The 12432-nt window shown below is 49.6% G+C and carries 13 protein-coding genes; all 13 read left to right on the top strand.

Annotation, left to right across the window (positions count from 1 at the left end; translation table 11 throughout):
- The first annotated feature begins 17 nt into the window (after window positions 1-17).
- The 13 genes from DN611_RS09050 (at window position 18) to DN611_RS08995 (ending at window position 12061) form a co-directional block, all read left to right on the top strand.
- Window positions 18-683 (top strand): YoaK family protein, encoded by a 666-nt coding sequence (locus DN611_RS09050; protein ID WP_025543327.1) that lies wholly within the window; start codon window positions 18-20, stop codon window positions 681-683.
- Between the two features lie 82 nt (window positions 684-765).
- Entirely contained in the window at window positions 766-1884 is a 1119-nt protein-coding gene (locus tag DN611_RS09045; protein WP_119311126.1) for a 4-hydroxybutyrate dehydrogenase, read from the top strand.
- A gap of 23 nt (window positions 1885-1907) precedes the next feature.
- Complete coding sequence (locus DN611_RS09040; protein ID WP_025543328.1) at window positions 1908-3383, top strand: 4-hydroxyphenylacetate 3-hydroxylase family protein; 1476 nt, start codon at window positions 1908-1910, stop codon at window positions 3381-3383.
- Between the two features lie 151 nt (window positions 3384-3534).
- Window positions 3535-3822 (top strand): NifU family protein, encoded by a 288-nt coding sequence (locus DN611_RS09035; RefSeq protein ID WP_025543330.1) that lies wholly within the window; start codon window positions 3535-3537, stop codon window positions 3820-3822.
- Window positions 3809-4090 (top strand): hypothetical protein, encoded by a 282-nt coding sequence (locus tag DN611_RS16480; RefSeq protein ID WP_145985086.1) that lies wholly within the window; start codon window positions 3809-3811, stop codon window positions 4088-4090. Before DN611_RS09035 ends, DN611_RS16480 begins: the two co-directional genes overlap by 14 nt.
- A gap of 2 nt (window positions 4091-4092) precedes the next feature.
- A complete protein-coding gene (locus DN611_RS09030; RefSeq protein WP_025543332.1) occupies window positions 4093-5388 on the top strand; it encodes an acetyl-CoA hydrolase/transferase family protein in 1296 nt (431 codons plus the stop codon).
- A 70-nt stretch (window positions 5389-5458) separates the two neighbouring features.
- Entirely contained in the window at window positions 5459-6289 is an 831-nt protein-coding gene (locus tag DN611_RS09025; RefSeq protein ID WP_025543334.1) for a 3-hydroxyacyl-CoA dehydrogenase family protein, read from the top strand.
- Window positions 6290-6385: 96 nt separating this feature from the next.
- Entirely contained in the window at window positions 6386-7735 is a 1350-nt protein-coding gene (locus DN611_RS09020) for a DUF1576 domain-containing protein (protein WP_025543335.1), read from the top strand.
- 154 nt (window positions 7736-7889) lie between these two features.
- The gene (locus DN611_RS09015) at window positions 7890-8783 is read left to right on the top strand and encodes a hypothetical protein (RefSeq protein ID WP_145985085.1); all 894 of its coding nucleotides are present in this window, start codon (window positions 7890-7892) and stop codon (window positions 8781-8783) included.
- Window positions 8784-8838: 55 nt separating this feature from the next.
- Window positions 8839-9588 carry a hypothetical protein gene (locus tag DN611_RS09010; protein ID WP_025543338.1) on the top strand — a complete coding sequence of 250 codons (750 nt, stop codon included), beginning with the start codon at window positions 8839-8841 and terminating at the stop codon, window positions 9586-9588.
- Between the two features lie 27 nt (window positions 9589-9615).
- Window positions 9616-10023, top strand: coding sequence for a hypothetical protein (locus DN611_RS09005; RefSeq protein WP_155979222.1), 408 nt, complete (start codon window positions 9616-9618; stop codon window positions 10021-10023).
- 33 nt (window positions 10024-10056) lie between these two features.
- The gene (locus tag DN611_RS09000; RefSeq protein WP_119311125.1) at window positions 10057-10827 is read left to right on the top strand and encodes a hypothetical protein; all 771 of its coding nucleotides are present in this window, start codon (window positions 10057-10059) and stop codon (window positions 10825-10827) included.
- Window positions 10828-10846: 19 nt separating this feature from the next.
- The gene (locus DN611_RS08995) at window positions 10847-12061 is read left to right on the top strand and encodes an OmpA family protein (protein WP_119311124.1); all 1215 of its coding nucleotides are present in this window, start codon (window positions 10847-10849) and stop codon (window positions 12059-12061) included.
- Window positions 12062-12432 lie beyond the last annotated feature (371 nt).

The raw sequence follows: 12432 nt of genomic DNA, 5'->3' as shown, positions 1-12432 counted from the left end.
TACGAGGGAGGAATGGGATGAAGCGACTCGATCGTATGCCGACCTATATCCATATGACCATGGCATTTATGGGAGGCCTTTGGGGAGCGTACTCTGTAGTTCAATGGACGAACCTGGGGAATGCACACACAACAAATCTGATCAAGATTGTACTGCGTCTTATAGACGGCGATTGGCTGGAGTTTGCTCTATGTGTGGGAAGTGCTTTCCTGTACTTTTTGGCATTTGCACTTTCAGCATATTGGAGCAAACACAGCAAGAGCGATCTGCGTTATGCGGTTATCATTGTTGAGGCGGTATCGTTGGCTGCAGTCTATTTCTTTCCACAAAATTGGCCTGTATATACACGTCTGTATCCTTGTGTGTTCGCAACAGCGTTTCAGTGGTCCATATTTTGTGGTGCGCAGGGCTTCAACTGTGCTACGATCTTCAACAGTAACAATTACCGCCAATTTTCTTCTTCGTTTGCAGAAGTATATCTGAATAAGGACCCTTCTTTCCGTCCTAAGATGAAATTCTTTGGATGCACACTCCTGTTTTACCATTTTGGGGTTGTGTATGTCTACTTGATTTTGAAGGCGTTTAGTTCTTACGCAATCTGGTCTGGTCTGTTGCCTCTGGTGGTGGCGGCGGTGATGATCCACCTGCATCGCAAGGAACTTGCTGTGGCAAAAGTAGAATGATGGCCAACTGAAGTATTCCGTAGCTAAAACAAAACAGAGAGCCGAAAGTCTCATGAGATTTTAACGATAGGAGTGATATTCCATGGTCCAGGTAATTATGAAACCCGAGATTTTTAAGTATGCGACCTGCAAGGAATTTGCTGAAGGATTTGCGCTGGGTGCTGAAGATTTGGTTTTGACCAACAAATTTATCTTCGAGCCTTACTTTGGCCCCTTGGGCCTAAAAGTCCATACCATCTTCCAGGAAGAGTATGGTATGGGGGAACCCACTGATGTGATGTGTGAAAGCATCATGCAGGATGCGGCCAAGACCGGCTGCAAGCGGATCATTGCTATCGGCGGTGGTACGGTTATCGACATCGCCAAGGCTCTGGCAGTTGCTACAGAAGATGCTTCTATGGACAGCCTGTACAGTGTGATGCCAGCCCTAACCCGTAAATATGAGTTGGTGATCATTCCTACCACTTGCGGTACCGGTAGCGAGGTAACAAATATTGCGGTGTTCAACCGTACCCGTATGGGTACCAAAATGGGCCTAGTAGGTGAGGCTATGTATGCCGATAAGGCAGTTCTGATTCCCGAATTGCTGTCCGGTTTGCCTTTTGGTGTTTTTGCCACAAGTTCTATCGATGCACTGGTTCACGCTGTTGAGTCCTGCCTGTCTCCCAATGCCACATCCTACACCAAACTCTTCGGCTACAAGGCTATAGAGATGATCGTATCTGGTTACAAGAAGATCGTGACCAATGGCCGCGGCGCACGACTTGCGCTGTTGGACGATTTCCTGGTCGCTTCCAACTATGCCGGTATTGCATTCGGTACGGCAGGCTGCGGTACTGTTCACGCAATGGCATACCCCTTAGGCGGACAGTATCATGTAGCGCACGGTGAAAGCAATTACGCCATCTTTACTGGTGTCATGAAAAAGTATATGAGCATTAAATCCGATGGTGAGATTGCCGTGATGAACAAATATCTGGCTAATCTGCTCGACTGCCAGACCACTGATGTTTACGAAAAACTGGAGGAACTGCTGAACCAGCTCCTGCCGAAGAAATCGTTGCACGAATACGGCGTGAAGCCGGAAGAAATCCGCCTTTTTGCGGAATCCGTAATGGAGAATCAGCAACGTCTTTTGAAGAACAGCTTCGTCCCCATGACCACTGAGCTGGTCGAAAGCATTTATCAGAGCCTGTATTAAACTTAAAGAGGAGGAAAAAGGAAATGGCACTTATGACTGCACAGGAGTACATTGAGTCCCTACGGAAATTGAACACCCGCGTGTACATGTTTGGCGAGAAGATTGAAAACTGGGTGGATCACCCCATGATCCGCCCCTCTATCAACTGCGTGGCCATGACTTATGAGCTGGCTCAGAATCCCGAATACGCAGATCTGATGACTGTTACCTCCAATCTGACCGGTAAAAAAGTAAACCGTTTTACCCATCTGCATCAGTCCACCGAGGACTTGATGAACAAGGTGAAGATGCAGCGTCTGCTGGGTCAGAAGACCGCTTCCTGCTTCCAGCGCTGCGTAGGCATGGACGCTTTCAACGCCGTCTTCTCCACCACCTATGAGATCGACGAGAAGTATAACACTAAGTATCATGAGAACTTTGTCAACTTCCTGAAGTTCGTCCAGGACAACGACCTGACTGTGGACGGCGCCATGACCGACCCCAAGGGCGACCGGTCCAAGGCTCCCAGCCAGCAGGCTGATCCCGATATGTATGTCCACGTGGTGGAGCGCCGCCCGGACGGCATCGTGGTCTGCGGCGCTAAGTGCCACCAGACCGGCTCCATCAACTCTCACTGGCACATCTTCATGCCCACCATCTCTATGGGTGAGGCCGACAAGGATTGGGCTGTGAGCTTTGCCTGCCCCACCGACGCCGAGGGCATGTACATGATCTACGGCCGTCAGTCCTGCGACACCCGGAAGATGGAGGAGAACGCCTCTATCGACGTAGGCAACGCCAAGTTTGGCGGCCAGGAGGCTCTGGTGGTGCTGGACCACGTGTTCATCCCCAACGAGTACATCTTCCTCAACGGTGAGTATGAGTTCGCCGGTATGATCGTAGAGCGATTCGCCGGCTATCACCGGCAGAGCTACGGCGGCTGCAAGGTCGGCGTAGGCGACACCCTGATCGGTGCCGCTGCCCTGGTTGCCGAGTACAACGGCGTGGAGAAGGCCAGCGCGGTGAAGGATAAGCTGATCGAGATGACCCACCTGAACGAGACCCTCTTCTGCTGCGGCATCGCCTGCTCCGCCCAGGGTTTCAAGACCAAGGCGGGCAACTACCAGATCGATCTGCTGCTGGCAAACGTGTGCAAGCAGAACGTGACCCGCTTCCCCTATGAGATCGTGCGCCTGGCCGAGGACATCGCCGGCGGCCTCATGGTCACCATGCCCTCTCAGACGGACTTTAACTCCGACACGGTGGTGGGCCGCAACGGCGAGACCATCGGGGAGATCTGCCACAAGTTCTTCGTGGGCCGTGAGGGCGTCAAGACGGAGGACCGGCAGCGGATCATGCGCTTTATCGAGAACCTGTGCCTGGGCGCGGCGGCCGTAGGCTACCGCACCGAGTCCATGCATGGCGCGGGCTCTCCCCAGGCCCAGCGCATCATGATCGCCCGCCAGGGCAACATCCAGGGCAAGAAGCAGCTTGCCAAGGAAATCGCAGGTATCAAGTAAAATATATTCCTTGAACAATGTGGCCCTTTGCTGGAGTCGTGCTTAACTGAGGAGCCATTGCTCCCCATAAAAAGACGCGGTACGGCAGCTTTCTGACGGACCGCGTCTTATCATTTTACTCTACGGGAAATCAGATAGGAGCATATGTGCCATGAGAGAAAAAGTAGAGAAAGTATTGAACGAAAAGGTGCGTCCGCAGTTGGAGTTACATAACGGCGATCTGGATGTTCTGGACATTGAGGACGGAGTGGTTCGCATCCGCCTTTTGGGGCAATGTGCTGGGTGTCCTTCAGCATACTTAACGATCGAGCAGTTGATTTTTGGTGAGTTAACGGTGGCAATTCCGGAGATCCGGCAAGTCATAGTTGTTCAGGATGTCAGCGATGAGCTGTGGGAAGAAGCGCGGGCGGTCATGCAGGGTAAATATGAAAATCACTAAGATCGCAGTACGCTATTGCGGTGGCTGCAATCCCAGCTATCAACGCGGAGCCAGTGTCCGCGGGTTGCAAAAAAGGTTCCCACATCTGCAACTGTTAAATTTTGAACCGACTGATGTATATAGAGCGGTTCTGATTGTTTGCGGCTGTTCGGCAAGATGTGCTGGGCAGGCGGATCTGCCTGTGGATATCCCCCGACTGGTCATGGCGGCTCAGGAGGATATCGAACGCGCCGCCGAATTTTTAGAAAAGCTGAGCAAGGAGCAATAATTATGGATTGGAAAACTTATTATCAGGAGCGACATTTGACTGCCGATGAAGCGGTGAAACATATCAAGTCCGGTAACCGTGTGCTGGTCGGTCATGCCTGCGGTGAACCCAGCTTTCTGTTGGATACCATGATTGGTCATAAAGAAGACTATGAAAACGTCGAGATTGTCCACATGGTCGCGATGGGCAAATGTGAATACTGCCAGCCGGGTATGGAAAAGCATTTTCATCACAATGCATATTTTGTTGGAGCACGCACCCGTGATGCTATCAACAGCGGTTGCGGAGATTTCACGCCTTGCTTCTTTTATCAGGTCCCTGAAACTTTCCATACCACTATGCCGCTGGATGTAGCGCTGGTATCCGTAACACCTCCCGATGAAAACGGCATGGTTTCTCTGGGCGTCTCTGTTGACTATGATTATGAGGCGGTTATGACCGCAAAGATTGTCATCGCTCAGGTCAATGATCAGATGCCGTTTACCTATGGCAAACTGATCCCTGTTGATAAGTTCACCTATTTTGTAGATTATTCTGCGCCTATCATAGAATTGGCTCCACCCAAGATCGGTCCTATAGAGGAAGCTATCGGAAAGTATTGCTCCTCTCTGATACACGATGGTGACACTTTACAACTGGGAATTGGCGCAATCCCCGATGCAGTGCTGAAGTTCCTGAAGGATAAAAAGGATCTTGGCATCCACTCCGAAATGTTCTCAGACGGTGTTGTTGATCTTGTGGAAGCCGGCGTTATCACCAATAAGAAAAAGACCCTGCATCCTGGCAAGCTGGTGGCCAATTTCCTGATGGGAACCAAGAAGCTGTATGATTTCGTGGACCACAATCCTGATGTGTTGATGCTACCCGTTGACTATGTGAATCATCCCATCGTCATTGGTCAAAATGAAAATTTGGTTTCCATCAATTCTTGTGTGCAGGTAGATCTGATGGGCCAGGTCTCTTCCGAGAGTATCGGCCCCAAGCAGATTTCTGGTGTTGGCGGTCAGGTGGACTTCATTCGCGGTGCCTCTTTCTCCAAAGGAGGACGCTCTATTCTTGCGTTCCCTTCTACCGCGGCAAAGGGAACCGTTTCCCGAATCGTTGCAAATCTGGATTATGGCGCACCTGTCACCACTTCTCGCATGGATGTTGACTATATTGTTACCGAATACGGTGTCGCGCATCTGAAAGGACATTCTCTGCGGGAGCGCGCAAAGAGTCTAATCGCCATTGCGCATCCGGATTTCCGTGCGGAGCTTCAGGATGAGTTTGCGCGACGTTTCATTCCTTCTGCATAAGAAAATCGTAGTGAGAGTCTTTCAAACAGTTGACAGTCGGTAAATTTTCAATGATTAAGGAGAACTGAATATGAAAGTAGCAGTATTCGGCGCAGGTACCATGGGTAGCGGCATCGCGCAGGTTTTCGCGGCAAAGGGCCACACGGCGTTGATGTATGCCAGTAGCGTGGCTTCCGCCCAGAAGCACAAGGATAAGCTAGTAGCTTCTCTGGCCAAGCGGGTGGCTAAGGGCAAGATGACCCAGGAGGCCGTGGACGCTCTGCTGGCCAATGTTCTGGTGGAGGAGAAGTCCGCCTGCGCCGGCGCCGATCTCATCATCGAGTGCGTCAAGGAAGACATGGCCACCAAGAAAGAGCTGCTGAATGAGCTGGACGGCCTGTGCAAGCCCGAGGCCATCTTCGCCTCCAACACCTCTTCTCTGTCCATCACCGAGATGGGTCTGGGCTTGAACCATCCCGTTATCGGCATGCATTTCTTCAACCCCGTGCCAAGCATGAAGCTGGTGGAAATCATCCGGGGTGCCAACACCACCCAGGAGACCTTCGACTTCATCTATAACCTGACCAAGGAGATCGGCAAGGATCCCGTCGAGGTGGCCGAGGCTCCTGGCTTCGTGGTTAACAAGATCCTGATCCCCATGGTCAATGAAGCCATTGACTTGGTGGAGACCGGCGTTGCTTCCGTGTCCGACATCGACAAGGCCATGATGCTGGGTGCCAACCATCCCATGGGTCCCCTGGCTCTGGGCGACTTCATTGGCTTGGACGTGTGCCTGGCCATCATGGAGACCCTGTACATCGAGACCGGCGATTCCAAGTACCGTCCCGCACTGCTGCTGCGCAAGATGGTCCGCGGCGGTCTGCTGGGCAAGAAGACCGGCAAGGGCTTCTACAACTATTAAGATGTAATCCTGCACCAATTCGTTTGATACTAATTACAATTTATAAATTTCAAATCTTAAGATCCGCTCCATTAAAAATAAATAAGGAGAACTATATTGAGAGAACGGTACCGCCAGATTTTTCCGACAGCAGTTCTTTTCTCTGCGGGACTTATATGGATCGGCTTTTTACTCGATGAGCCGGGCAATATTATTACTGGCTTATATCGTATTGTTGTGTCAGAGAATATACTGATTACCGATTACGTATATATCGCTGGACCGGGTGCCGCATTGATAAATTCTGGCATTGTCACTGGTATTTCCATATGTATTCTCAAATTTTCAGGAGCGTCTTTTAATGGTGATACCATTGTAAAGATGGGATTGATGTCGGGTTTTTCGCTATTTGGGAAGAATTTCTTCAATATCTGGCCGATCATTCTGGGCAGTTGGCTCTATGCCAAATATCGTAAAAGGCCCTTTTCCAGATATGCCTCCGTGGCATTGCTGTCAACTTCCCTCGCACCGCTGGTCAGCTATATGACCTTTGGAAGCAAATACGCAAGTGTGCCATTGGGGCTGCTGTCCGGGGTCGTAATCGGATTTGTGCTACCCTCCCTGTCATCCTACACATACAAAATACAAAACGGAATGAATCTTTACAACATGGGGTTTGCCTGCGGCTTATTAGCCATGACAATCGTCCCCATCTTGACAGCCCTAGATGATAAGCCAGAATCTGTGTTGTATTGGGCGACAGGCTTCAATACGGCCTTTGCTGTCGTTTTAATTATTCTGTGTTTGATTTTTATTCTTGCCGGTTTTTTTTGCACAGGCGAACCAGCATGGGCAGTGTGGGCAGGCTATCGGAGGTTGTTATCCACCACAGGGCGTGCTCCTAGCGATTATCTGCGTATGTTCGGAGCAGGCCCAGTTCTTGTGAATATGGGAGTCAATGGACTCCTGGGGATGCTGTATATTTTCCTGAACTGCGGTGATTTGAATGGTCCTACGCTGGGCGGTATTTTTACGATCATCGGTTTTTCCGCTATGGGAAAGCATGCGTTTAATATAGTCCCTGTTATGATCGGCGTGGCATTGGGGGCATATGGAATACACCAAACACTGGATTACCCTTCACTCCAGTTAGCCGGGCTTTTTGGAACAACATTAGCTCCCATTTCCGGTCATTTCGGTTGGCCCTTCGGCGTTTTGGCCGGCTTTATCCACTCTGCTCTGGTATTACAGATTTCTAGTCCTGTAGCTGGTGTAAATCTATACAATAACGGCTTTTCGGGCGGACTAGTTGCCATTGTGCTTTATCCTATCATTACAGCTGTCTGGGTGCATCGCCGACCCAAACTGCGGGACGAAGATTATTACGACCTTTTCGAAGGTGACTCCCCCATTGATACCTCTGACTGGAGAACAACACGTACGGTAGTATCGGAGCAAGCCGAGTAGAAAAGGCATTTTACCCTATTTCGAATGAAGTTTCAAAGTACAAACAAAAAATATCGGACTGAAAAACGGGCCATGTGGATGACATCGTGGAAGCCGCCGATGCCCACGACCGTAGAAAGGCAAACGGCGCAGAAGACTGGACAGAGCTTCCGAAATGGCACACATAGAAGAAGGGGGGCTTCGCCCCCCTTCTTCTCAAAGCCTTCTGATGATTCGGAAGACTTTGAGAAGAAGATCAGTTTTAACAGCTGGAGACAAGAAAAACGCGAGGGGGATTGAGATGTGGAAGAACTATATGCTGGCTGCTTTGAATGTGGCAGTCGCAGGCCTGCCGTTCCTGGTAGGCTGGGACTTGGTCCTCTATGGCGTATACTGCGGGTTCGCGGTTTTGCTGTTAGGACTGACCGCATGGAATCCAGTCGGGGATTGGCTCTCAATCCTGTTCGTATTCTATGCAAAAGCTGTGCCGGAGGAGGCACTGATCATGCCGGCGCTACGACGGTATCTTCGGGAGGCTATATCAGGAAAAGGCTATTTAAAGCCAAAATGCAGGTTTTATTATGCAGAAAGCCGGATTCCCTACTTTATCCCTATCAGCCGGAAGCGGGTGGTTCTTTCCCTGGCTCTGGAAGATTACTTGATCCACGATTATGATGAGAACTTATACCGGGATGTCCCCGATGAAGCATACATCCCCAATCTGGTTCTGAGCCGAAAGACTCTCCTTCTCTCGATTTTCTGTTATGTGTTGATCTTGAGATTTATCGAGCTGTGGACGATTATAGCGGCGGTTATTGTACGTCTCGTTTTTGCGGCAATCGCGGTAATTGTGACTGGTTCGTTTTACGAGGGGGTTCACAAGATGATGGAAGCGATCTGGATCGGTGCCGCCTTGGGCAAGGTAGTCTGGAAAATCAACGAGTGCTTCAACTTCATTCAAGACAAAATGGTGGAGTTCGTCATGAAGCGGACGATGACAGGAACCTTTGACTATTTGAAGAAAAGCGGAATTCCTAGGGGACAGGGGATCCGGCTGTGGAACCGTTAAATCCGCCTGTCAAATAGATTGAGATATGGCCGCAGAGTTGAATTGGAGGTACATAATGAAACGACTGAAAATACGAGGTATCACAGGGATGCCGCTGTTTATTGTGCGTTTTCACGGCAGGTTGGATGGCAAACGAAACGTCGTGGCCTTCAAGGACGGGAAATGGGAGGGCCACTATCTTCAAAAGAAAGAGGCTATCTTTCATTCATTTGTCCATCGTACATACCGGGAGCTGGAAGAAAAAACATCTCAGCTTCACAAGGAGAGCGTAAGTCTGGCGGTAGAGTATCACAACATCCTGGAACAGCTGACAAAGCCAGATCCGATTCCAAGTGGGGGGACAAATTCTTCTCAAGCTCGCCAAAAAGCCCGCGCAGCTACAATCGAACCGACGCTCCGCGACAGGAAGCGGACCATAAAATTGAATATGGCCGGAATTGAAGAGGATCTGATCCAAAACATCGTTGAGGCAGGAGCAATTCAGCGGGAAGCTGCCGCGCTGACAGAACGGCGAATCCACGCCTATTTGCACGGAGCAACTCTTGCGGCCAGGGCCGTGAATTTCCCGGTTGAATACACGGTACCCGTTCTGCTTAGCAATGAGGAAAGTTATCGGGAAAAACATCTATGGAACGATAATGTCCGGAAATCCTTGTTGAAAGCAGTGCTGGAGAAAAATGTGGATTCATCAAATAATCAAACTACGGCATCAGAGACAGGGCCGCAAAATGGCCAAACTACGGCGGCAGGGGCGGAACCACCAAATGATCGAACTACGGCATCAGAGACGGAAGAAGAAAGTTAGTGTTCCGGAAGAATGGAGGTATTGTAGGTGGGTTGGATTCGGAAATGGCGAATGCGGCGCATGGGCTTGAAGGATGTGCCCCATTATGCACCGGATGTTGGCTTGACGGCTGTCGACTATATAGAACCTATATCCCCTGAGAAACGGCTCCGCAGAGCGGAGTTGCAGATCGACAAGTTTTTGAAAGAAACTTCGCCGGATCGATTCAGCGGCAGCTTTTTTGATGCCTACACAGAACAAGAGGGGAAACTCCTGATATCTTTGTTGGAAGAGCAGAAAACCTGGCACGAAGGCGTCAACAGCTCCATAGTTCTAAAACACGAGAGCGAATTGATCCGCCTGCGTGCGGAGATCAAGCAGGCCGAGGACCTCATTCGAAAAGTCGATGCGGAAATCGATTTGCTGCAGGCGATTTACGACAGAATGAACAGATAGGCCTATTGGTTTTTGGTATGGGAGGGATGTCAGGTGAGACAGAGAGAACTGTATACCCTGTCTAAACGGATCAGGAAAATCAATCGCGCGGACCAAGAACTGTGGATGCGGGGGGTTATAATTTATCCACTGATTATTGGACTTTCCTGCATGGACGGCGTGACCTTGTATGAGGTTTTCTTTAAAATGACTGAATCAGCGGAAAAAGAGGCGCTCTACCTGCTGACCGTTGGCATCGCCGTTGTTTTAAATTTTATTCCTCTCGTAGTGGGCAGATATATTCACTACCACCGGTATGGCATGAACGGAGTCAAGTTGTGGATGATTGTAGGACTAGTCATTGTATTTTTACTGCTGTTCTTTGCCACGTTCTATTTGAGATGGGAAACGCGTGGTATGGATGGAGCTGCGAACGTTTTCGCGAAAGGATCAATCCTCCCGGAAACAGAGGCCAATCCGGAAGCTGAAACTGCATTTACTTTGGTCATGGGTATCATCCCTCTGGTGACTTCCGCTGTGAATCTGGCACTGGGCTATGTGATTAGCGATCCGATCAAGCGCCGGCTGGATACGCTCAGATACCAGAGTGCGCTCCTGAAAGAACAGGTCAACCGTCTATACGCTGCTGAGTGTGAGCTGAATCGAAATTGGGAAAATGCCCTGCCTGAAACGGAAACGGAGAGGCTGAAAGCCGCAAAGGGTACCATTCAGGCAGATTCGGATCGAATCAAGAAATGGGCAAGGCTCGCGCTGGCGAAAAAATTGGGGGATGCTGAGAGTATTTCCGAATTGACCGATACATAGTTGGAAGGAGGATTTTGAGATGAAGATGAGGACAGAGATTGCTGCGGGAGTGGCTGCCGCGATTATGATTTCTTTGGTTGGGTGCGGATCTTCTGATGTTCCCGCTGGCCCTCCTGAAATCGAAGCCACAGATATTGCCATTGTATCTGGCTACCATCAAAATGCAGTCACACCCCCAATAAATAATTCCGAAATCCTGAAAGCATTTGAATACAGTACCCGAAATAACGGTTCTGTGACCATTGTGGTGAACGATGGAGACCCTGCAGCTGTGGTAGACTTTGAAATAGACGAAAGTGCTGTTTCGGGTTTATCGGAAGCCCGCCTGGAACAACAAATTTCCGAAGTGATAGATAGCACGAACAACGCTTTGGCCAGTTCAAAAGCCAATGACCCAGAGGTAGACACCTTTGAGGCAATCAAGCAAGCGGCGAGAGGCCTGACCGGCGAAGCCGGGGATAAATGCCTGTATATTTTGGACAGCGGACTATCGACTGAAGGTGAACTGAATGTACTAAGCGAAAATCTGCACCGCCTAATTGATGTCCAGCCGATAGTCGATAAATTACAAAAAGATCATGCCTTACCGGATTTGACTGGTGTACAAGTCGTATGGATCGGCCTCGGCGATGCAGCGGATAAGCAGGAAGATTTGACTTCTCGCAACAAGAATACACTGAAAGAGCTGTGGGAGGCTGTGCTGACTACATCAGGTGCGGAGGTCACATTCAAAAATCTCCCGCTTACAGAGGAGGGGAGTACGGATAGAGAACTACCGGAAGTAACTCCAATCCCTATTGTCCACGATTCTAACGATTTTGACCCTTTGCAAGTCAATCAGGTCAAGCCCCTGTTCAATGGTGATGAAGCGACCTTTGTGGACAGGGATGATGCGGTCTCGGAGCTGTCCCCTATTGTGGACTACCTCCTAGAGCATCCCGACTACACGGTGATTTTAGCGGGGACGACAGCGACAGCGGGGACAAATGAACAATGTAAAGAGCTTAGCTTGAGGCGTGCGGAGGCTGTCCGTCAGCTGATGATTGATATGGGCACCTCAGAGACTCAGATCAAACATGTGATTGGCTTGGGATATGACCATGAATTTCATGTTGAAGACCTGAACGCAGATGGAAGCCTCAATGAAAAGAACGCCCCGGAAAACAGAGCCGTGCTGGTTATCGGAACCTCTACGGAAGCTGCTCAGATTTTGGAGAAATATTATATCGAATAAAATGGTACAATGCGATCCGGTTTGTAGGCAATAGCAGTGACATCGTGAATGTCACTGTCACAAGAAAAATATCCAAGGATTAGCGGATTGAATTTGGGAGTTGGGAACGACAAAATATATGTGAAACTCCCCAGGATTGGCCGGGGGAGATGTTGAATAACAGTTCTGACTCAGCGCTAAATGAGAATTGACCCAAAGAACTCATCCAACGGGAAGGGACATCCTCACGGCGTTTCTTTGAACTTAACCTGTAACACGAGAAGGTACTGTTTTTGCGTGTTGTTGCTTGATTGTGCAAATTCCCCCCCCCCAATTTGCAATTCAGTTATATAAGAAATCATATAAAAATCAACTCGGTTACTGAGAAAAAA

The sequence above is a fragment of the Oscillibacter sp. PEA192 genome, from assembly GCF_003574015.1.
Taxonomy (GTDB): Bacteria; Bacillota; Clostridia; order Oscillospirales; family Oscillospiraceae; genus Oscillibacter; species Oscillibacter welbionis.
Note: the sequence above shows the minus strand (reverse complement) of the source record. Positions and strands in the feature narration are given on the sequence as shown.

Excerpts from the sequence above, each read along its gene's own strand:
- DN611_RS09030 (WP_025543332.1), top strand. The coding sequence starts at position 4,093 with ATGGATTGGAAAACTTATTATCAGGAGCGACATTTGACTGCCGATGAA.
- DN611_RS09010 (WP_025543338.1), top strand. The coding sequence starts at position 8,839 with ATGAAACGACTGAAAATACGAGGTATCACAGGGATGCCGCTGTTTATT.
- DN611_RS09050 (WP_025543327.1), top strand. The coding sequence starts at position 18 with ATGAAGCGACTCGATCGTATGCCGACCTATATCCATATGACCATGGCA.
- DN611_RS16480 (WP_145985086.1), top strand. The coding sequence starts at position 3,809 with ATGAAAATCACTAAGATCGCAGTACGCTATTGCGGTGGCTGCAATCCC.
- DN611_RS09015 (WP_145985085.1), top strand. The coding sequence starts at position 7,890 with ATGGCACACATAGAAGAAGGGGGGCTTCGCCCCCCTTCTTCTCAAAGC.
- DN611_RS08995 (WP_119311124.1), top strand. The coding sequence starts at position 10,847 with ATGAAGATGAGGACAGAGATTGCTGCGGGAGTGGCTGCCGCGATTATG.
- DN611_RS09045 (WP_119311126.1), top strand. The coding sequence starts at position 766 with ATGGTCCAGGTAATTATGAAACCCGAGATTTTTAAGTATGCGACCTGC.
- DN611_RS09025 (WP_025543334.1), top strand. The coding sequence starts at position 5,459 with ATGAAAGTAGCAGTATTCGGCGCAGGTACCATGGGTAGCGGCATCGCG.
- DN611_RS09035 (WP_025543330.1), top strand. The coding sequence starts at position 3,535 with ATGAGAGAAAAAGTAGAGAAAGTATTGAACGAAAAGGTGCGTCCGCAG.
- DN611_RS09040 (WP_025543328.1), top strand. The coding sequence starts at position 1,908 with ATGGCACTTATGACTGCACAGGAGTACATTGAGTCCCTACGGAAATTG.